Source organism: Streptomyces sp. NPDC002328, from assembly GCF_042890065.1.
Taxonomy (GTDB): domain Bacteria; phylum Actinomycetota; class Actinomycetes; order Streptomycetales; family Streptomycetaceae; genus Streptomyces.
Window position 1 is genome coordinate 1 of record NZ_JBIARQ010000040.1, and the last position, 19,720, is coordinate 19,720.

18 protein-coding genes are annotated in these 19,720 nt (G+C 71.8%); 9 read left to right on the forward strand and 9 right to left on the reverse strand.

Going from position 1 to position 19,720, the window contains the following annotated elements:
- Positions 1-344: 344 nt before the first annotated feature.
- Entirely contained in the window at positions 345-986 is a 642-nt protein-coding gene (locus ACFYX4_RS40610; protein ID WP_389344958.1) for a DNA-3-methyladenine glycosylase, read from the reverse strand.
- A 154-nt stretch (positions 987-1,140) separates the two neighbouring features.
- On the opposite strand from ACFYX4_RS40610, the gene ACFYX4_RS40615 reads away from it, so the two are divergent.
- From ACFYX4_RS40615 to ACFYX4_RS40625, 3 genes are all read left to right on the forward strand, one after another.
- Complete coding sequence (locus ACFYX4_RS40615; RefSeq protein ID WP_389344960.1) at positions 1,141-1,923, forward strand: sporulation protein; 783 nt, start codon at positions 1,141-1,143, stop codon at positions 1,921-1,923.
- A 42-nt stretch (positions 1,924-1,965) separates the two neighbouring features.
- Complete coding sequence (locus tag ACFYX4_RS40620) at positions 1,966-2,505, forward strand: YbhB/YbcL family Raf kinase inhibitor-like protein (RefSeq protein ID WP_389344962.1); 540 nt, start codon at positions 1,966-1,968, stop codon at positions 2,503-2,505.
- 234 nt (positions 2,506-2,739) lie between these two features.
- Positions 2,740-3,246 carry an HNH endonuclease gene (locus ACFYX4_RS40625; protein WP_389344964.1) on the forward strand — a complete coding sequence of 169 codons (507 nt, stop codon included), beginning with the start codon at positions 2,740-2,742 and terminating at the stop codon, positions 3,244-3,246.
- A 33-nt stretch (positions 3,247-3,279) separates the two neighbouring features.
- Here the strand turns inward: ACFYX4_RS40625 and ACFYX4_RS40630 are convergent, their stop codons facing one another.
- From ACFYX4_RS40630 to ACFYX4_RS40640, 3 genes are all read right to left on the reverse strand, one after another.
- Positions 3,280-4,236, reverse strand: a complete 957-nt coding sequence (locus ACFYX4_RS40630; RefSeq protein WP_389344966.1) for an SPFH domain-containing protein — start codon at positions 4,234-4,236, stop codon at positions 3,280-3,282.
- Between the two features lie 141 nt (positions 4,237-4,377).
- Positions 4,378-4,809: an NfeD family protein gene (locus tag ACFYX4_RS40635; RefSeq protein ID WP_389344968.1), complete on the reverse strand. Its 432-nt coding sequence runs from the start codon at positions 4,807-4,809 to the stop codon at positions 4,378-4,380.
- Between the two features lie 67 nt (positions 4,810-4,876).
- Positions 4,877-5,674 (reverse strand): ABC transporter ATP-binding protein, encoded by a 798-nt coding sequence (locus ACFYX4_RS40640; RefSeq protein WP_389344970.1) that lies wholly within the window; start codon positions 5,672-5,674, stop codon positions 4,877-4,879.
- A gap of 208 nt (positions 5,675-5,882) precedes the next feature.
- On the opposite strand from ACFYX4_RS40640, the gene ACFYX4_RS40645 reads away from it, so the two are divergent.
- On the forward strand, positions 5,883-6,671 hold the full coding sequence (locus ACFYX4_RS40645) for a hypothetical protein (protein ID WP_389344972.1): 789 nt from the start codon (positions 5,883-5,885) through the stop codon (positions 6,669-6,671).
- A gap of 170 nt (positions 6,672-6,841) precedes the next feature.
- Here ACFYX4_RS40645 and ACFYX4_RS40650 read toward each other — a convergent pair whose 3' ends face one another.
- The 3 genes from ACFYX4_RS40650 to ACFYX4_RS40660 form a co-directional block, all read right to left on the reverse strand.
- Positions 6,842-7,087 (reverse strand): chaplin, encoded by a 246-nt coding sequence (locus tag ACFYX4_RS40650; RefSeq protein ID WP_389344974.1) that lies wholly within the window; start codon positions 7,085-7,087, stop codon positions 6,842-6,844.
- Between the two features lie 234 nt (positions 7,088-7,321).
- On the reverse strand, positions 7,322-7,963 hold the full coding sequence (locus ACFYX4_RS40655) for a response regulator (RefSeq protein WP_389344976.1): 642 nt from the start codon (positions 7,961-7,963) through the stop codon (positions 7,322-7,324).
- A complete protein-coding gene (locus ACFYX4_RS40660) occupies positions 7,956-9,101 on the reverse strand; it encodes a GAF domain-containing sensor histidine kinase (RefSeq protein ID WP_389344978.1) in 1,146 nt (381 codons plus the stop codon). Before ACFYX4_RS40660 ends, ACFYX4_RS40655 begins: the two co-directional genes overlap by 8 nt.
- A 259-nt stretch (positions 9,102-9,360) precedes the next feature.
- On the opposite strand from ACFYX4_RS40660, the gene ACFYX4_RS40665 reads away from it, so the two are divergent.
- The 3 genes from ACFYX4_RS40665 to ACFYX4_RS40675 all read left to right on the forward strand — a co-directional run bounded on the left by ACFYX4_RS40665 (position 9,361) and on the right by ACFYX4_RS40675 (position 12,200).
- Complete coding sequence (locus ACFYX4_RS40665; protein ID WP_389344980.1) at positions 9,361-10,056, forward strand: SDR family NAD(P)-dependent oxidoreductase; 696 nt, start codon at positions 9,361-9,363, stop codon at positions 10,054-10,056.
- On the forward strand, positions 10,056-11,135 hold the full coding sequence (locus ACFYX4_RS40670; protein ID WP_389344982.1) for an S-adenosylmethionine:tRNA ribosyltransferase-isomerase: 1,080 nt from the start codon (positions 10,056-10,058) through the stop codon (positions 11,133-11,135). The genes ACFYX4_RS40665 and ACFYX4_RS40670 overlap by 1 nt, the downstream gene beginning before the upstream one ends.
- 327 nt (positions 11,136-11,462) lie before the next feature.
- Positions 11,463-12,200, forward strand: a complete 738-nt coding sequence (locus ACFYX4_RS40675; RefSeq protein ID WP_389344984.1) for a transglycosylase SLT domain-containing protein — start codon at positions 11,463-11,465, stop codon at positions 12,198-12,200.
- A gap of 90 nt (positions 12,201-12,290) precedes the next feature.
- On the opposite strand, the gene ACFYX4_RS40680 is transcribed toward ACFYX4_RS40675, so the two are convergent.
- On the reverse strand, positions 12,291-14,849 hold the full coding sequence (locus tag ACFYX4_RS40680; protein ID WP_389344986.1) for an FHA domain-containing protein: 2,559 nt from the start codon (positions 14,847-14,849) through the stop codon (positions 12,291-12,293).
- A 318-nt stretch (positions 14,850-15,167) separates the two neighbouring features.
- Between ACFYX4_RS40680 and ACFYX4_RS40685 the strand changes: the two genes are divergently transcribed.
- Both ACFYX4_RS40685 and serB read left to right on the forward strand, forming a co-directional pair.
- Positions 15,168-17,492 (forward strand): streptophobe family protein, encoded by a 2,325-nt coding sequence (locus tag ACFYX4_RS40685; protein WP_389344988.1) that lies wholly within the window; start codon positions 15,168-15,170, stop codon positions 17,490-17,492.
- Positions 17,493-17,621: 129 nt separating this feature from the next.
- The gene (gene serB, locus ACFYX4_RS40690; RefSeq protein ID WP_389344991.1) at positions 17,622-18,833 is read left to right on the forward strand and encodes a phosphoserine phosphatase SerB; all 1,212 of its coding nucleotides are present in this window, start codon (positions 17,622-17,624) and stop codon (positions 18,831-18,833) included.
- Between the two features lie 74 nt (positions 18,834-18,907).
- Here serB and ACFYX4_RS40695 read toward each other — a convergent pair whose 3' ends face one another.
- The gene (locus ACFYX4_RS40695) at positions 18,908-19,426 is read right to left on the reverse strand and encodes a SixA phosphatase family protein (protein WP_389344993.1); all 519 of its coding nucleotides are present in this window, start codon (positions 19,424-19,426) and stop codon (positions 18,908-18,910) included.
- Between the last annotated feature and the right edge of the window lie 294 nt (positions 19,427-19,720).

Genomic DNA, 19,720 nt, shown 5'->3' on the forward strand with positions numbered 1-19,720 from the left:
TTGTACTCACCCGAGAGACTCTCTCAGGCTTTCCTCCGGGCGCTTCCCTTCGGTCTTGCGTTTCCGACTCTATCAGACCTTTTCGCGATCCGATTCCCTGTCGGTTGGGATTGTCTGGGGCCTTTGACTTTCGCCGTTCGGCCTTTCGACATTCACTACGTTAGCCGATCCCCTCGCCAACTCATAATCGAGTTCCATCGGGTTCGAATTCAGGCATGCGGACACGCCGAATTCGACCCCGCTGAGGGGCGTCGTAGGTAGTGGGTTGGCCGCTTCCGGCTGCTGGCGAATGCCGTACCCGGTTCAAGCGGCTCGGGCCACGTTACGCCCCTGCACAAGGCGAGTCAACTTCGGCGGCGCCTCGGGACATGGGCCCGGTAGGGACTCACCGTCGGGTCGTCAGCGACCCAGTAGCGCCAGGGGTGGACTGCGCCGTCGCCGGAGACTCCGGTGCGCGGGCCGTTGCGTACCTGGTCGGCCGGTACGGGCGTGCCCGTCAGAACGCGCAGCGGGGTCTCCGCGGAGGTGCACGCGTCCGTGCCGTCGAGGGCCCGGTCCACGTCCAATGCCGTCGCCAAGCGGGCGGGCCCTTTGGCGAGTTCCTTGTCGTTGCGGGCCGAGAGTCGACGTTTGCGCGCCAGCTCGGCGCCCTCGACGATCTCGCCGGCGCGGAGCAGGACCGCGCTCGCCCGGCCCTCCGGGCCGCACACCAGGTTCATGCAGTGCCACATGCCGTAGGTGAAGTAGACGTACACATGTCCGGGAGGACCGAACATCACGTCGTTGCGGGCCGTGCGGCCGCGATAGGCGTGGGAGCCGGGGTCGTTCGCGCCGTCATAGGCCTCGACCTCCGTGAGGCGCAGGGTGATCGGACCGTCCGGGGTGGTGCGCACGAGCAGGCGGCCGAGGAGGTCGGGGGCGACTTCCAGGACGGGGCGGTCGAAGAAGGACCGGGGCAGGGGCGTACGGTCGGAGGTCGCGATCATGCCCTCCGAGCGTAGTGCAGACGGGTGGGTGCGTCGGGCTGGTCAGCGGGCACTCGGCTTGCCAGGGTGGGAACGCGGAACCGGCCACGGCTGGATCGCGTTTGTAGGGATCAAGGATCCCGTCACAGAGGTCGTAGGTCGTAGAGGGAGAGTCATGGCGTTCAAGAAGCTGCTCGCGAGTCTCGGGGCCGGCGGGGCTTCGGTCGAGACGGTGCTGACCGAGGTCAACGTCGTTCCGGGCGGCGTCGTCCAGGGTGAGGTGCGGATCCAGGGCGGGTCCGTCAACCAGCAGATCGAGGGGCTGTCGGTCGGGCTCCAGGCCAAGGTCGAGGTGGAGAGCGGCGACCAGGAGTACAAGCAGGACGTCGAGTTCACGAAGCAGCGGCTGGGCGGGGCGTTCGAGCTCCAGGCCGGCGCGGTGCACGCGGTGCCGTTCGGGCTGGAGATCCCGTGGGAGACGCCGATCACGACGATCGACGGTCAGGCGCTGCGCGGGATGAACATCGGGGTGACGACCGAGCTGGAGATCGCCCGGGCCGTGGACTCCGGTGATCTGGACCCGATCAACGTGCACCCGCTGCCCGCGCAGAAGGCGATCCTGGACGCCTTCATCCAGCTGGGCTTCCGCTTCAAGAACGCGGACCTGGAGCGCGGTCTCATCCGGGGCACGCGGCAGAAGCTCCCCTTCTACCAGGAGATCGAGTTCTTCCCGCCGTCGCAGTACCGGGGGCTGCACCAGGTCGAGCTGAGCTTCGTGGCCGACGCGCACACGATGGACGTCGTCCTGGAGATGGACAAGAAGCCGGGGCTGTTCAGTGAGGGCAGTGACACCTTCCGGTCGTTCCAGGTGGGGCTGAACGACTACCACGGGACCGACTGGGCGGCGTATCTCAACCAGTGGCTGTCCGAGGTCGGCAGCAAGCGCAACTGGTTCTAGGCTCGGAACGACTGACTCCAGAACCGATCAGGAGGTACCGAGGTGACCGAGCTCAAGCGGCGGCCGCTCCCCCACGACTTCCATCCGCCCGTGCCGTCTTTCACGGTGTCGAGCGCGGACGTCGAGGAGGGTGCGACGCTCAGGAGCGCTCAGGTCCAAGCGGAGGGGAACACCTCGCCGCACCTGCGGTGGGAGGGATTCCCGCCGGAGACCAAGAGCTTCGCCGTGACCTGCTACGACCCCGACGCGCCGACCGGCAGCGGGTTCTGGCACTGGGTCCTCTTCGACATTCCGGCCTCGGTGACCGAGTTGCCGGTCGGAGCGGGCAGCGGCAAGTTCGACGGGCTGCCGGAGGGCGCCGTCCACGCGCGCAACGACTACGGGGCGAAGGAGTTCGGCGGGGCCGCGCCGCCGCCCGGGGACGGGCCGCACCGGTACGTCTTCACGGTGTACGCGGTGGACCAGGAGAAGCTGGGTCCGGATTCCGACGTCTCGCCGGCGGTCGTGGGCTTCAATCTGCGGTTCCACACGATCGGGCGGGCCCAGCTGATCGGTGAGTACGAGGTGCCCGCGCAGAACTGAGCGGAGAGGTGAACGGCTGCACCGGTAAAGGCACCGGTAAGGTCATCGTTCATTCAACGTTTGCCCGCCCCTGGTCTTGGAAGTGATCAGGGGCGGGCATTTTTGTTGCCGGGGGTCGCGGGGGTCACCCCCCGTGGGAGCAGCAGATATTGCGTTGTCCATCTCGGCGTGCCCGGCCAGAGTTGATCCCAGCCCGCCAGGGGGTGGGCCGGTGCACACAGGAGGTGGGCTGGTATGCGGGACACGCTGGTACTGAACGCGAGCTTCGAGCCGCTGTCGACGGTGACGTTGAACCGAGCCGTCGTTCTGGTGCTTCAGGACAAGGCGGTCGTCGAGCAGGCCCACCCCGAACTGCGGATGCGCGGAGTCGCGGTCGACATACCGGCGCCCCGGGTGATCAGGCTGTGCAGGTACGTACGGGTGCCGTTCCGAAGACAAGCTCCGTGGTCGAGGCGGGGTGTGCTGGTCAGGGACCAGCACAGGTGCGCGTACTGCGGGCGGCGGGCGACGACCGTGGACCACGTGGTGCCGCGGGCGCAGGGCGGGCGGGACTCCTGGCTGAACACGGTCGCCTCGTGCGCGGAGGACAACCACCGCAAGGCGGACCGGACTCCGGAGCAGGCGGGGATGCCGCTGCTGCGGGAGCCGTTCGAGCCGACTCCCGCGGACGCGATGCTGCTGTCCCTGGGGCAGGGGGAGTTGGCCGCCCTGCCCGAGTGGCTGACGCTGGACGCCGCCTAGGCCGTAGGCCGGCAGCTCGGGCCGTAGGGCGGCTCAGTCGATCGACGGCTTCTCGCGGCGTTCCGTGCCCCTGTTGTTGCCGTTGTTGCCGTTGCCGCTGTTCGAACCGCCGCCCAGGTTCCCGAAGTTGCCCATGGCTCCGGAGAGGCCCTTGAGGGCGTCGCCGATCTCGCTGGGGACGATCCAGAGCTTGTTGGCGTCGCCCTCGGCGATCTTCGGGAGCATCTGGAGGTACTGGTAGGAGAGCAGCTTCTGGTCCGGGTCGCCGGCGTGGATGGCCTCGAACACCGTGCGGACGGCCTGGGCTTCGCCCTCCGCGCGCAGGGCGGCGGCCTTGGCCTCGCCCTCCGCGCGCAGGATCTGGGACTGCTTCTCGCCCTCCGCGGTGAGGATGGCGGCCTGGCGGGTGCCCTCGGCGGTGAGGATCGCGGCGCGCTTGTCGCGGTCGGCGCGCATCTGCTTCTCCATCGAGTCCTGGATGGAGGTGGGCGGTTCGATCGCCTTCAGCTCGACGCGGTTGACGCGGATGCCCCACTTGCCGGTGGCCTCGTCGAGGACGCCGCGCAGGGCCGCGTTGATCTCCTCGCGGGAGGTCAGGGTGCGCTCCAGGTCCATGCCGCCGATGATGTTGCGCAGTGTGGTGACGGTGAGCTGCTCGATCGCCTGGATGTAGCTGGCGACTTCGTAGGTGGCGGCCCGTGCGTCGGTCACCTGGTAGTAGATGACGGTGTCGATGTTGACGACCAGGTTGTCCTGGGTGATCACCGGCTGCGGCGGGAACGGCACGACCTGTTCACGCAGGTCGATGCGGTTGCGGATGGTGTCTATGAACGGGACGACGATGTTGAGGCCCGCGTTGAGCGTCCGCGTGTAGCGCCCGAAGCGCTCGACGATGGCGGCGCTCGCCTGCGGGATGACCTGGATCGTCTTGATCAGGGCGATGAAGACCAACACCACCAGAATGATCAAGACGATGATGACCGGTTCCATCGTGGTCCCCGTACCCTTCTCCGCGTCGGCGCTTTCGGAAGATCTTATGCTTGTCGAAGATCTTGCTGGTCGAGTCTGACAGACCGTCGTGTGGCTCGTGAGGGGTTCGGTTCACTTACGTCGTGCGGGAGTTGTGCAAGGTCAGATGACGATCGCCGTGGCCCCCTCGATCTCCACGACGTCGACCTCCTGCCCCACGTCATAGGTGCGGTCGGTGTCGAGCGCGCGGGCCGACCAGACCTCTCCGGCGAGCTTGATGCGTCCGCCCGAGCCGTCCACCCGCTCCAGGACGACGGCCTGCCGTCCCTTCAACGCGTCCACGCCGGTGACGAATTGGGGACGCTGATTGCGGTGCCGGTTCGCGATCGGCCGGACCACGGCGATGAGGGCGACGGAGACGGCGACGAAGACGAGCACCTGGGTGACGACGCCGAAGCCGGCTCCCGCGGCGACGGCGGCCGCCACCGCGCCGGCCGCGAACATGCCGAATTCGGGCATCGCGGTCACCACGAGCGGAATGCCGAGCGCTGCCGCGCCGACGAGCCACCACACCCACGCGTCGATGTCGTTCACGCGCTCATGGTAGGACCGCATGTCCCGCCGCCGACAGGGCGCGAAGGGGGGCGGTCCGGAAGCAGGGTCAGGACAGCGGGAGGCCCTGGGCGGTCCAGCGGTCGCCGACCTGCTCCACGACCAGGGGGAGGCCGAAGCAGTGGGAGAGGTTGCGGGAGGTGAGCTCCAGCTCGACCGGTCCGGCGGCGAGGACCTTGCCCTGGCGGATCATGAGGACGTGGGTGAAGCCGGGGGCGATCTCCTCGACGTGGTGCGTGACCATGATCATCGAGGGGGCGATGGGGTCGCGCGCGAGGCGGCCGAGCCGGCGTACGAGGTCCTCGCGGCCGCCGAGGTCGAGGCCGGCGGCGGGCTCGTCGAGGAGCAGCAGCTCGGGGTCGGTCATCAGGGCGCGGGCGATGAGGGTGCGCTTGCGCTCGCCCTCGGAGAGGGTGCCGAACCTGCGCTCCAGGTAGTCGCTCATGCCGAGGCGGTCGAGGAAGGCGCGGGCGCGCTGCTCGTCGACGTCCTCGTACTCCTCCTGCCAGCCGGCCGTCATGCCGTAGGCGGCGGTCAGCACCGTCTGGAGGACGGTCTGGCTCTTGGGGAGCTTGTCGGCCATGGCGATGCCGGCCATGCCGATGCGGGGGCGCAGTTCGAAGACGTCGGTGCCGGGGGTGCCGAGGGTCTCGCCGAGGATGGTGGCGGTGCCCTGGCTCGGGTAGAGGTAGCTGGACGCGACGTTCAGCAGGGTCGTCTTGCCGGCTCCGTTGGGGCCGAGGATGACCCAGCGCTCGCCCTCCTTGACCGACCAGGAGACCTGGTCCACCAGAGCCCGGCCCTCGCGGACCACGGATACGTCCTGAAGCTCCAGAACATCGCTCATGAGCGCGTTGTCTCCCCTTGCAGTGTGGCCGGTCTCGGTCGTCGCGTACGCCTGTGGCTCGGACCGCCGCGCGCGGGTGGGCGCGGCCCTCCAGGAAAATCTACGCCACCGGTCGGGGGAGCCGTTCCCTCGGTCCGGTCCTTGGGCCCTTCCGACGGGTCTCGGTGAGGCCGGTGAGGCGGGTGGGAGCGGGCTCTAGGGTGGGCGCATGCTTTCGGAATCGCGCTCTGGCCGCCTTGCCGCTTGGGGAAATGCCCTGTTGGCCGGTTTTGTCTCTCCGGACGACGCCGTGCTCGCCATCGTCGGGGAGGACGCCGTGCACCGGGTGGAGGGGCTGCCCGGCGAGGGGGTGCCCGTGGGGCTCACGCTGGCGCTGGGGCGGCTGCGCGCATTGGGGGTGCGGGGGCTGCGGGTGGCGCTGCCCGCGCCGGGGCATCCGCTGGGGTTGAGCGGGCCGCCGGAGTTCAACGCGCGCGCGTTGGAGGCGGAGGAGGCCGTGGTCTGTCACGGGGCGGCGTTCGGGCTGGTGCCCGAGGTGTCCGAGGCCGGGCCGGCGGGCGATGTGCACGTCGAGGTGGTGTGGCACTGCCTCGCGGTGCGCGAGGCGCCGCCCGCGGACGTGCCGTCGCTGGGCGAGGCGGAGCGGGAGTTGGCGGAGGCGTTGCGGGAGGCCACGGCGGTGCTGTCGCGGATGGACGTCGCGGGGTCGGGGCCGGTGGCGGAGGCGGCGATCGACGCGTACCGGGCGCGGTCGGAGGCGGGGCGGGGGCGGGAGGTGCTGGCGCCGGGGTATCCGCCGCGGGCGGTGCGGGTGCTGGAGTTGGCGCAGCGGGTGGGGCTGCTGGTGTCCCTGGCTCACGGAAGCGGGCAGGGGGGCGCGGTGAGCGCTTCTGAGATGGCGGCGCGGGGGGAGGCGCTGCGTCCGGTGGAGCGGACGGCTCGGCGGGCGCAGGTCGCGGCGTACAACTCCGTTGTGGAGCAGCGGGAGCTCGGGTGAGGTGAACTGGCGTGAGGCTGAGCGGGGTTGGTCGCCCGTTCGGGGCGTCGGGGTGGCAAGGCGACGAGCGACAGGGCGACATGCGGACCGGCCCCTCCCGGGGTGGGGCCGGGAGGGGCCGGTCGGCGGTGTGGGGACCGCGAGCGGGGGTCAGCGGTCGAGGCGGGGCCTCAGCGGTTGACGCCCTGGTTGCCGAAGGCCGGGTTCAGCGCGCCGATGACGTTCACGCTGTTGCCGACGACGTTGACCGGCACGTGCACCGGGGCCTGGATGACGTTGCCCGAGACGACGCCCGGCGAGCCCTTGGCCACGCCGGCGGCCGAGGCGCCGTCGGTGGCGGAGGCCATGCCCGCACCCGCGGCCACCAGACCGCCGGCCACCATCGTCACGGCCGCTGCCTTCTTCAGGATCTTCACTTCTGAGCCCTCCCTAGCGATCGCCGCGGCAGTCGCCGCGGCACGCACTGGAGAACGCGGCGGACCGACGAGGGTTGCGCCATCCGGGGGACATTCCCACGACGGTATGAATCTCGGACTGGAGGAGACCCCTCCGGATGCGCGCTCGGCCCGGATGCGTGCTCAGCCCTGGATGCGTGCTCAGCCCTGGATGCGTGCTCAGCCCTGGATGCGTGCTCAGCCCTGGATGCGTGCTCAGCCGGCCACACCGTGGCGTACGGCCCACAGCGCGGCCTGGGTGCGGTCGGCGAGGTCGAGCTTCATCAGGATGTTCGAGACATGGGTCTTGACCGTCTTCTCCGACAGCACCAGGGCGCGGGCGATCTCCCGGTTGGAGCGGCCGTCCGCTATCAGGCCCAGCACCTCACGCTCCCGTTCGGTGAGCGAACCCGCCCTGCCCTGACCGGAGTTGGCCTCCTCCTGGGAGAGGAGCGCGCCCGCGACCTCGGGCTGGAGCAGGATGTGCCCGGCGTGCACGGAGCGGATGGCGCCGGCCAGCGCGTCGGGGTCCACGTCCTTGTAGACGTACCCGGCGGCGCCCGCGCGCAGCGCCGGGACCACCGTGCGCTGCTCGGTGAAGCTGGTGACGATCAACACGCGCGCGGGGTTGTCGAGTTCGCGGAGCCTGCGCAGCGCCTCCACGCCGTCCATGCCGGGCATCTTGACGTCCATCAGGACGACGTCGGGTTTCAACTCCTCGGCGCGCTCCACCCCTTCGGCGCCGTCGGAGGCCTCGCCGACGACCTCGATGTCGTCCTGCACCTCCAGAAACGTGCGCAGGCCCCGGCGGACGACCTGGTGGTCGTCGACGAGGAGCACCTTGATTGGGTCAGCCACCGGGGGCCTCCATCTCGATCGTGGTGCCCTTGCCGGGCGCCGATTCCACCGTCAGGCTGCCGCCGATCCCGCTCGCCCGGTCCCGCATCGAGACCAGGCCGAGATGGCGGCCGGCCCGGCGGACGGTGGTGGGGTCGAAGCCGTCGCCGTCGTCCGCGACGCGCAGGACCGTGTCGGGGCCGCGCTTGTGGAGGGTGACCTCGACATGGTCCGCCCCGGAGTGGCGCAGGGCGTTGTGCAGCGCCTCCTGGGCGACGCGCAGCAGGGCCTCCTCCTGGGCGGCGGGGAGGGCGCGGACGCCTCGGCTGGCGAAGGTCACGCGCGCGGTGTGGGCGCGGTCGAGGACCTGGGTCTGGGTGCGCAGGGTGGCGACGAGGCCGTCCTCGTCGAGCGCGGCGGGGCGCAACTCCACGACGGCGGCGCGCAGTTCGTCGGCGGCTTCGGCGGCGAGGGCGGCGACCTGCTGCAACTCGCCCTTGGCGCGGGAGGGGTCGCGGTCGACGAGGGCGGCGGCGGCCTGGGCCGTCAGCCGCAGGGAGAACAGCTTCTGGGCCACCGCGTCGTGCAACTCGTGGGCCAGCCGGGAGCGTTCCTCGGCGATGGTGAGTTCGCGGCTGCGCTCGTAGAGGCGGGCGTTGGTGAGGGCGATGGCGGCGTGCTGGGCGAGGATGGCAAGGAGTTCCTCGTCGTCCTCGGTGAAGCCGCAGCCGCCGTCCGGCTTGGCGCGGTTCTTGTTGGCGAGGAACAGGGCGCCGATGACCTCGTCGCCGTCGCGGATGGGCAGGCCCAGGAAGTCGGACATGTCGGGGTGGGCGGCGGGCCAGCCCTCGAAGCGCGGGTCCTCGCGGACGTCGGCGAGGCGCTCGGGGCGGGCCTCGTGGAGCATGGCGGCAAGGATGCCGTGCTGGCGGGGCAGGGGGCCGATGGCCTTCCACTGCTCGTCGCTGACGCCGTCCACGACGAACTGGGCGAAGCCCCCGTGGTCGTCCGGGACGCCGAGCGCGGCGTACTGCGCGTCGAGCAGCTCGCGGGCGGAGGCGACGATCGTCTTGAGGACGTCGCGCACCTCCAGGTGCCTGCTCATGGCCAGCAGCGCGGAACTCACCGCGGCGAGGCCGGACCGGGGGCCTTGACTCATGTCCTCACGGTACCGGCGGGGTGTGACACGGCGGATCCGACCTGTGACGCAGCGGGGTAGGACCGCGGACCTAGGCCTCGGGTCCTCCTCTCCGGGTCGTAGACCGCGGGGCCCGCGCGCGGGCGTACGTCGAAGGATCCCGGGGTTCCCCGTCTCACGGCCGAGGTGGCGGGGGCGGGCGCGTTCCTAGCGTGAGGTCACCGCCGCCGAGCGGGGCGGTTCCGCCGAGTGGGGCGGTTCGGACGAGGGGACGGTTGTCATGCCGGTAGCGATCATCACGGGGGCCTCGAAGGGGCTGGGGCGGGCGCTGGCCGAGGTGCTGGCCGCGCGGGGCTGGGATCTGGTGCTGGACGCCAGGACGGCGGAGGTGCTGAAGGAGACGGCGGCGGCGGTCGCGGAGCACGGGACCAGGGTGGAGGCGCTCGCGGGGGACGTCGTCGACGCGGGGCACCGGGCGGCCCTGGTGGCCGCCGCGTGGCGGCTCGGCGGCTGCGATCTGCTGGTGAGCAACGCGAGCGCGCTGGGCGCCGAGCCGCTGGTCCCGCTGGAGGAGCTGGCCCTGGACGGGCTGCGGCGGGCGTTGGAGGTGAACGTCGTGGCCGCGCTGGGCCTGGTCCAGGAGGCGCTGCCGCTGCTGCGGGCGGCACCGGCGGGAGCGGTGGTCACGCTCAGTTCGGACGCGGCGGCCGAGGCGTACCCGACGTGGGGCGGCTACGGGGCGTCGAAGGCGGCCCTGGACCAGCTCGCGGCGGTGCTCGGGGAGGAGGAGCCGGGGCTGCGGGTGTGGGCGGTGGATCCCGGGGACATGGCCACGGACCTGTACGCGGCGGCCGTGCCGGAGGACGGGAACGCGCGGCCGGAGCCGGCCGGCGTGGCGCCGGCCTTCCTGCGGCTGCTGGACGAGCGGCCGGCCAGCGGCCGGTACGCGGCGCCCGCCCTGCTGGAGGTGCGGTGATGACGTCGGCCGTGCGGGCGCCGGGCGGGCTGTCGGCGGGGATGTCGGCGCGGGTGCCGTCGGAGCAGCGCGGGCCGGGGCGGGCCCGGGACGACGTACGGCTGCTGGTGTCGCGGGGGACGGAGGTGACGCATCACGCGTTCCGGGAGCTGCCCGCGGTGCTGCGGGCCGGGGACCTGCTGGTGGTGAACACCTCGCGGACGCTGGCGGCGGCGGTGGACGGGCGGCTCGGGCACGCGCGTGTGGTGGTGCACTTCTCCACACGCGGGGACGACGGCCGGTGGGCGGTGGAGCTGCGGGATCCGGACGGTGAGGGGACCACGCGCGCGCGTGCGGGCGGGCCGGCCGGTGCTCGGGTGCGGCTGCCGGGCGGTGCGGCGCTGGTGCTGGAGGAGCCGCTGAGCGGGGACGGCGGGCGGTTGTGGTGGGCGCGGGCGGCGGGCGGTGCGGTGCCGGGGCTGCTGCGCGAGCACGGGCGGCCCATCCGTTACTCCTACACGGAGCGGGACCAGCCGCTGTCGGCGTACCAGACGGTGTTCGCGCTGCCGTCGGCCGACGGGGCGGGCAGTGCGGAGATGCCGAGTGCGGCGCGGCCGTTCACGGAGCGGCTGGTGACGGAGCTGGTGAGCCGGGGGGTGCGGTTCGCGCCGATCACGCTGCACACCGGGGTCGCCTCGGCGGAGGCGCACGAGCCGCCGTATCCGGAGCGGTTCGCGGTGCCGGCGGCGTCGGCCCGGTCGATCAACGCGGTGCGGGCGGAGGGCGGGCGGGTGATCGCCGTGGGGACGACGGCCGTGCGGGCGGTGGAGTCGGCGGCGGGGGCCGACGGGGTCGTACGCGCGCGTGAGGGGTGGACGGACCTGGTGGTCACGCCCGCGCGCGGGGTGCGGGCGGTGGAGGGGCTGCTGACCGGGCTGCACGAGCCGGAGGCCTCGCATCTGCTGATGCTGGAGGCGGTGGCGGGGCGGGCCGCGCTCGACCGGGGCTACGAGGAGGCGGTGCGGGGGCTCTATCTGTGGCACGAGTTCGGGGACGTGCATCTCCTGCTGCCGGCGGCGGGCCGAAAAGCGCTCACGTAGAGCATTGCTCGCGCAACTGGCGGTGAGAACGATCGAGAGGCCGTGTGAGCCCGCACATAGGGCGCACATCACGTACGAAAGCCCATAGGACTCAAAGTGCCCCCATCCCAACGGGACAGACGTGATGGTCTGTCCCGTTTTGCCCTTCCCTGATCCACTACCGGGGATCGTACGTCACACCTTTGCCACCCGATTTTGCGGCCGCTAAGAATTGCTCTCGTCGCTCAGCGCCGCGGGTTTTCCACCGCGGTGTTCGTGCAGGAAAGCACCCGTGTCCGCCGTCGGACGAAAGAGCGACCTCCCGTCTATTCGAAGAGGTCCTTCCGCATGCCCAAGAACACTCACAAGATCGCGATCGCCGGTGTCGCCACGCTCGGTGCCGCTGCCCTCGCCTTCTCGGTGGTGCCGGACGACGCGCACACGACCACGACGGACGCCTCCTCCCTGTCCCAGGTCGCCTACGGCTCCCAGCAGGTGCGGGACGTCAAGGGCGACGTGACCGACCAGCTGGCAGGCGCCAGCCTGAAGGTCCAGGCCATCGAGGCGAAGAAGAAGGCCGCCGCGGACGCCGCGGCGCAGAAGAAGGCCGCGGCGGCAGCAGCCGCGGCGAAGAAGAAGGCCGCCGCCGCTGCCGCCGCGAAGAAGGCCGCCGCCGAGCGCGCCGCCGAGCGGTCCGCCGGCCGGTCCGCCGAGCGCGTCGCCGTCAAGCAGGCGAGCGTGAAGCAGGTCTCCGCCAAGAGCTACTCCGACAACCTCGACGGCTGGATCCGCGAGTCGCTCGACATCCTGGAGAAGCACGATATCCCGGCCTCCTACAGCGGCATCCACCGCAACATCATGCGGGAGTCCTCCGGCAACCCGAACGCGATCAACAACTGGGACATCAACGCCATCAACGGCATCCCGTCGAAGGGCCTGCTCCAGGTGATCCCGCCGACCTTCGCGGCGTACCACGTCCCGGGCACCTCCTGGAACATCTACGACCCGGTCGCCAACATCACCGCCGCCTGCAACTACGCGGCCGACCGGTACGGCTCCATGGACAACGTCAACAGCGCGTACTGAGGTCGCCGCAAGCCTCTGCTCGCGATCACAGACGCCGAAGGGCGGCACCCCACCTGACGGGGTGCCGCCCTTCGGGGCGTACCGGGGCGACTACTTGCGCATGACCTCGGGCTCGTGCCGGCGCAGGAAGCGGGACACGAAGAACCCGCAGATCACGCCGAGGACGATCAGGGCGGCCATGTCCATGCTCCAGGCGGCGACGGTGTGCTCCCACAGCGGATCGTTGTCGCCGGCCGTCTCCGGCGGGCTGATCTTGTTGAAGTCCAGCGTGGCGCCCGCGGCGCCGACCGCCCAGCGCGACGGCATCAGGTACGAGAACTGGTTGGCGCCGATGGAGCCGTGCAGGGCGAACAGGCAGCCCGTGAAGACGACCTGGATGATCGCGAACATGACCAGCAGGGGCATGGTCTTCTCGGCGGTCTTCACCAGCGCCGAGATGATCAGGCCGAACATCATCGATGTGAAGCCCAGGGCCATGATCGGCAGGGAGAGCTCCAGCAACGTGAGCTTGCCGAGGACCAGTCCCTCCTCCGGGATCTCCCGGCTGGACAGACCGATGACGCCGACCAGCAGACCCTGGAGCACGGTGATCACGCCCAGCACGAACACCTTGGACATCAGGTACGCGGACCGCGACAGGCCGGTCGCGCGTTCCCGCTCGTAGATGACCCGTTCCTTGATCAGCTCACGGACGGAGTTGGCCGCGCCGGCGAAGCACGCGCCGACCGCGAGGATCAGCAGGACGGTGGTGGCCGTGCCGTTGGGGATGATCCGGCCGGTCTGCGGGTTGGCCGGGTTGGGCAGCAGGCCCCGGTCCGGGTCGATCAGCAGGCTCACCGCGCCGAGGACGGCCGGCAGGATCACCATCAGCGCGAGGAAGCCCTTGTCGGAGACGATCACCGAGGTGTAGCGGCGCACCAGTGTGACGAACTGCGACATCCAGCCCTGCGGCTTCGGCGGCTTCATCGCCTGCATCGGCGGGACCTGTACGGACTGCGGCGCGACGGCGTCGATGTCCGCGGCGTACATCTGGTAGTGCTGCGAGCCCTTCCAGCGGCCCGCCCAGTCGTAGTCGCGGTAGTTCTCGAAGGCGGAGAACACGTCGGCCCAGGTGTCGTAGCCGAAGAAGTTCAGCGCCTCCTCCGGCGGGCCGAAGTAGGCGACCGCGCCGCCCGGGGCCATCACCAGGAGCTTGTCGCACAGCGCCAGCTCGGCCACCGAGTGGGTGACGACGAGGACCGTGCGGCCGTCGTCGGCGAGGTCGCGCAGCAGCTTCATGACGTCGCGGTCCATGCCCGGGTCGAGGCCGGAGGTCGGCTCGTCGAGGAAGATCAGCGACGGCTTGGTGAGCAGCTCCAGGGCCACGGAGACGCGCTTGCGCTGGCCGCCGGAGAGGGAGGTGACCTTCTTCTCCTTGTGGATGTCCAGCTTCAGCTCGCGCAGCACCTCGTCTATGCGGGCGTCGCGCTCGGCGGCCGTGGTGTCGGCCGGGAAGCGGAGCTTGGCCGCGTACTTGAGGGCCTTCTTGACGGTCAGCTCCTTGTGCAGGATGTCGTCCTGCGGGACCAGACCGATGCGCTGGCGCAGCTCCGCGAACTGCTTGTACAGGTTGCGGTTGTCGTAGAGGACGTCGCCCTGGTTGGCGGGCCGGTAGCCGGTCAGCGCCTTGAGCAGCGTGGACTTGCCGGAGCCGGACGGGCCGATGACCGCGATCAGCGACTTCTCCGGGACGCCGAAGGACACGTCCTTCAGGATCTGCTTGCCGCCGTCGACCGTGACGGTCAGATGGCGGGCGGAGAAGGAGACCTCACCGGTGTCGACGAACTCTTCGAGCCGGTCGCCGACGATCCGGAACGTCGAGTGGCCGACGCCCACGATGTCGGTCGGGCCGAGCAGCAGCGAACCGCCCTTGGCGATCGGCTGGCCGTTGACGTACGTGCCGTTGTGGGAGCCGAGGTCGCGGATCTCCATCCGGCCGTCGGGCGTCGAGTGGAACTCGGCGTGGTTGCGGGAGACCTGGAGGTCGGAGACGACGAGGTCGTTCTCCAGGGCGCGGCCGATGCGCATGACGCGGCCGAGGGAGAACTGGTGGAACGTGGTCGGGCTGCGGTCGCCGTAGACCGGCGGCGCCCCCGCGCCGCCGCCGGCCCCCTGCTGCCGCGCGTACGGCTCGCTCGGACCCGGCTGCTGCGGGACGTGCGGCGCGGGCTGCTGCGGCTGCTGCCAGCCGGCCTGCGGCGTCTGCGGCTGGGGCGGGGCCGGCTGGGCGGGCGCCTGCTGGGGCGGGGCCTGCTGAGCCCAGCCGGCGTTCGCGGACTGGGCGGCGTACGGCTGCTGTTGGGGCTGGGCGACGGCCGCCGCGCCGGAGAGGTTCAGGCGCGGGCCGTCGGTCGCGTTGCCGAGGTGCACCGCCGAGCCGGGGCCGATCTCCACCTGCTGGACCCGACGGCCCTGCACGTAGGTGCCGTTGGTGCTGCCGTGGTCCTCCAGGACCCAACCGCGGCCGTTGAAGCTGACCGTGGCGTGCCGCCAGGAGACCCTGGCGTCGTCGAGGACGATGTCGCCCTGCGGATCACGTCCCAGGGTGTAGTTCCTGGACGGATCGAGCGTCCAGGTGCGTCCGTTCAATTCCAGTACGAGTTCCGGCACTCCATGCCCCACTGAGTAGTCCCCCGAGTTACCCCCATCACAGGGAGTCTAGGGATGTCGAACATCGTCGGGAACTATTTCAGGACCAGCCCCCTGACCGAAAGTCGGGCCTTGTGAAGACCGCGCGGGCGCTGATGGGCCGCTGCCGTTGACGGGGGCGAAACCGGGCCGGAGAGTGGTAAACGCACGCGAGGGGGGACGGAAGCGGCGATCTTCGCCGCCGCGCGCCGCGGTTCGCCGTGGATCGGGGGGTTCTGCATGAGCGGGTGGAGCGGTCCGGACGGTTCGGGCGGTGGGCGCGGTGGGACCGGTGGGGGCGTGCCCTGGCTGGACGTTCTGGTGTGCGCGATCGCGGCGGTGAGCTGGGCGTTGATCGGGATGGCGGGGACCGCGGCGCTCGGGCTGCATCTGCTGGGCGCGGACACGGCGGGCTCGTTGGGGCCGATGACGGCGGCGGTCGTGGCGCTCGGGGCGGGCGGCTCGGTGACGCCGTCGGGCGATGTGTCCGCGTTCGGGCTGACGGGCGCGGAGGCGACCACGGCCATCGAGATCACGCCACTCGGGGTGAGCCTGGTGGGGGCGCTGCTGCTGTCGTGGTTCTTCCTGCGTTCCCTGCGCACGGCGGGAGTCGTGATCGCGCCGGCCGAACTCCTCGCGCGGGCGGGCGCGGTGGTCGCGCTGTTCACGGCGACCATGGGCGGGCTGGCCTGGGCGGGGCACGACGTCATCACGATCGACGGCGGCTCGCTGGGACTGGACGACCTGCCCGGCGGGGGCGGTGCGGGTGGCGGCGGCGTGGGCGGTGTCGAGATTCCCGGGCTCGGTGAACTGGGGGACATCGGGGGGCTGTTGCCGGACCGGCTCGGCGACCTCGTCGACGCGCGGGCCGCGGTGGGCTTCGGCGTCGACACCGCGCCCACGCTGCTGGGCGGGCTGGGCTGGTCGGCCGGGGTGCTGCTGATCGCCCTGCTGGCCTCGCGCCGCACGCCTCTCCCCCGTGGGTGGGAGGCCGTGCACCGGGTGGTGCGGCCCGCCGTGTCCGCCGTCGTGACGGTGCTGCTGGTGGCGGTGGCGGCCGGGTTCGCGGCGGCGGCCTACGCGGCGGTCGGCGACGACCACCCCCGGCGGATCGCCGGAGCGGCGCTGCTCGGCGCGCCGAACGGGGTGTGGCTCGGCATCGACCTGGGCCTGCTCGTCCCCTGGCACGGCCACGCGACGGGAGCCCTGACCAACGCACTCCCGGCCCCACTGGACGACTTGCTCACCCCGGGCACGGACCGACCGGTGACACTCGGCCGCCTGGCCGAACTGGACTCACGGGTGTGGCTGTTGGGGGTGGCGACGGCAGTGCTGATGTTGCTGGCGGGGGTGCTGACGGCTGTGCGGATGCCGGGGGGTGCGGGCGGAGTGGGGGCGGGCGGATGGGGCGCGGGTGGATGGGGCGCGGGTGGACCGGGGTCAGTGGGTAGCGGTGCGGGTGGACGGGGTTCAGGGGTCGTCGGTTTCGTCGGGCGCTGTGCGCTCGGGCTGGGCGTCGCCACGGCGGTGGCGTTGCCGCTGCTCGCCTGGCTGACGGACGTGTCCGTGGACGCGTCCCTGTCGGTGCTCGGCTTCGACGCCTTCGGGGCCGGCGTCGACCTGCACGGCCACCTCGGCATGGCGCTCCTCCTCGGCGCGGCGTGGGGCACGGGCGCGGGAGCCGTCGGCGCCCTCCTGGCCCGCGCGACCGGCGCGGCGGGAGGCCGGGCTACGGCGCTGGCCCGGTGGGCCGTCGGGGTGGGGGCGACGGCCGGCGGGGCTGGGACGACGACCTCTGGCGGGGTTTGGACGACCGCTGGCGGAGCGGGGGCCACGGCCGGCGGGGCGGGAACGACTACTGGCGGGATGGGGTCGACGGCCGGCGGGCCAGGGGCTGCGACCGGCAGGGCCTTTGGGGCGACCGTCGGCGGAGTGGGGACGACGGCCAGCTGGCCCGGGCCCGGGGCAGCGCCCGGCGGAGCAGGGGCAGTGGCCGGCGCGGCCGGGGCCCCAGCCGGCGGAGCAGGGACGGCGGTCGGCGGGCCGGGGGCTGCTGCCGGCAGGGCCGGGGCCACCCCTGGCGGAGCGGGGACGACGGCCGGCGGGCCCGGGGCAGCGGCCGGCGGAGCAGGGACGGCGGCCGGCGGAGCGGGGGCTGGGGGCGGGTACTCGGCGGATGCCGGTGGTGGGCACCCCGGGGCCGGGTACCCGGGGGGAGGCGGCGCGCCGCCGCCGGGTGGCGGACGTCGGGGACGGGGCGGGGACTCCGTGGGGGATTCGTCCGGACCGTACGCGCCGGGTGTGCCGTATCGGCCGCCAAACCCGGCGACCAATCCGTATCTGCGGGTGCCGGAGCACTTGAGGGAGCCGGAGGACGCGCGTCCGCCGCGCGGGGACGGGTTCCCGGACGCCGGCGGGCCGCCCACCGCATCCCCCGGGTCGCCCCCCGCCCCGGACGGTTCCCGTTCCTCCCAACCCCCGGACGGGTCGTCGTCCCAGGAGGGTATCTACGACGCTCCGACCATGATTCGCCCCGTCGGGCCCCCGCCCCCGCCCCCGCGTCCGCCGAAGCGGCGGCCGGCGGACGACGGGCCGCCACCGCCGCCTCCCCCCGCCCAGACCTGAGGCGCGCGCCCGCCGGAGGGCCGCTCTCGTGTAAGCAGCACGCCATCCGCAGGTCGCCCAGTGTTCCGTGTCCGCTAGACGGACCTCGGCGGCGACGGGCGCACAGTGCCGGATACGGTGGATACCACCATGAACGCTTCCCAGATCTCGTCCTCCGACGTCCCGACTCTCCTCGTCAAGATCTTCGGCAAGGACAGGCCGGGCATCACGGCAGGCCTCTTCGACACCCTCGCCGCCTACTCCGTCGACGTCGTCGACATCGAGCAGGTCGTCACCCGCGGCCGGATGGTGCTGTGCGCGCTCGTGACCGAGCCGCCCCAGGGCATGGAGGGCGAACTGCGGAAGACCGTCCACAGCTGGGCGGAGTCGATCAAGATGCAGGCGGAGATCATCTCCGGCATCGGCGACAACCGGCCCCGCGGCCTCGGCCGTTCCCTGGTCACCGTGCTCGGTCATCCGCTGACCGCGGAGGCCACGGCCGCCGTCGCGGCCAGGATCACCAAGGTCGGCGGCAACATCGACCGTATCTTCCGGCTCGCCAAGTACCCCGTCACCGCGGTCGAGTTCGCCGTCTCCGGGGTGGAGACCGAGCCGCTGCGCACGGCCCTGGTCACCGAGGCCGCGGCGCTCGGCGTCGACGTGGCCGTGGTGGCGGCGGGCCTGCACCGGCGGGCCCAGCGGCTCGTCGTGATGGACGTCGACTCCACCCTGATCCAGGACGAGGTGATCGAGCTCTTCGCCGCGCACGCCGGCTGCGAGGACAAGGTCGCCGAGGTGACCGCGGCGGCGATGCGCGGCGAGCTCGACTTCGAGCAGTCGCTGCACGCGCGCGTGGCGCTGCTGGAGGGGCTGGACGAGTCGGTCGTGGAGAAGGTCCGCACGGAGGTCCGGCTGACGCCGGGCGCGCGCACCCTGATCCGCACCCTCAAGCGGCTCGGCTACCAGGTGGGCGTCGTCTCGGGTGGCTTCACCCAGGTCACCGACGATCTGAAGGTCCGCCTCGGGCTGGACTTCGCCCAGGCCAACACCCTGGAGATCGTCGACGGCAAGCTGACCGGCCGGGTCACCGGCGAGATCGTGGACCGCGCGGGCAAGGCGCGGCTGCTGCGCCGGTTCGCCGCGGAGGCGGGCGTGCCGCTGTCGCAGACCGTGGCGATCGGCGACGGCGCGAACGACCTGGACATGCTGAACGCGGCCGGTCTCGGCGTCGCCTTCAACGCCAAGCCCGTCGTACGGCAGGCGGCGCACACGGCGGTGAACGTGCCGTTCCTGGACACCGTCCTCTACCTGCTGGGCGTCACCCGCGAAGAGGTCGAGGCGGCGGACACGCACGTCGAGTAGCCCCCGCACCGTACGAAGCATGAGGGCCCGGCGGAATGCCGGGCCCTCGTCGTCTCCGTTCCGTCACGGAACGCTCACTCCGAGGGCGCCCAGTAGTCGAGCAGCGTGGCCACGCCCGGCTCCAGCGACTTCCAGGGGCCGTCGAAGGAGACGACGGCGAAGGCGGCGGCGGGGAAGCCGCGGCCGTTCATCCGCTCCCGGGCGTCCCCCTCGGCCGTGCCGGAGAGGATGTCGGCGAGCCCCTGGATGCCCGGGTTGTGGCCGACCAGGAGGACGGTGCGCACCTCGTCCGGGGTCTCGTTGAGCAGGGCGATCAGCTCGCCCGGGGAGGCCTCGTAGATCCGCTCCTCGTACACGGTCTTCGGCCGGTGCGGGAACTCATGGACGGCGAGCTTCCACGTCTCCCGTGTCCGGGTCGCGGTGGAGCAGAGGGCGAGGTCGATGGGGATGCCGGTGTCGGTCAGCCTGCGTCCGGCGACGGCGGCGTCCTGGCGACCCCGTTCAGCGAGCGGTCGCTCGTGGTCGGTCACCTGTGGCCAGTCGGCTTTCGCATGCCGGAAGAGGACGATCCTGCGGGGTTCTGCGACGCTCATGGCTCCCAGCTTCGCATGAAACACGCCATGGGGCGCAGGGAGTTGACATGCGTCTTCACGGGTCGCCCGGGGTGTGAAGCATGTGCCCGGAGCGTGATCGTCATGACCAGGGCCTGTCCGGCGGATCATGCCGCAGACGCGGGGCTCGGCCCCGCTGACAAGCCACCGCCGATCCCCTGCGACCTGATCCGCCGGACAGGCCCTAGAAGGCCGATGAAGATCTTGGTGAGGGGCTGTCCGGCCGTGAGGCCGGACAGCCCCTGCGGTCATGCACCGGCCGGTGCGATGTGCCAG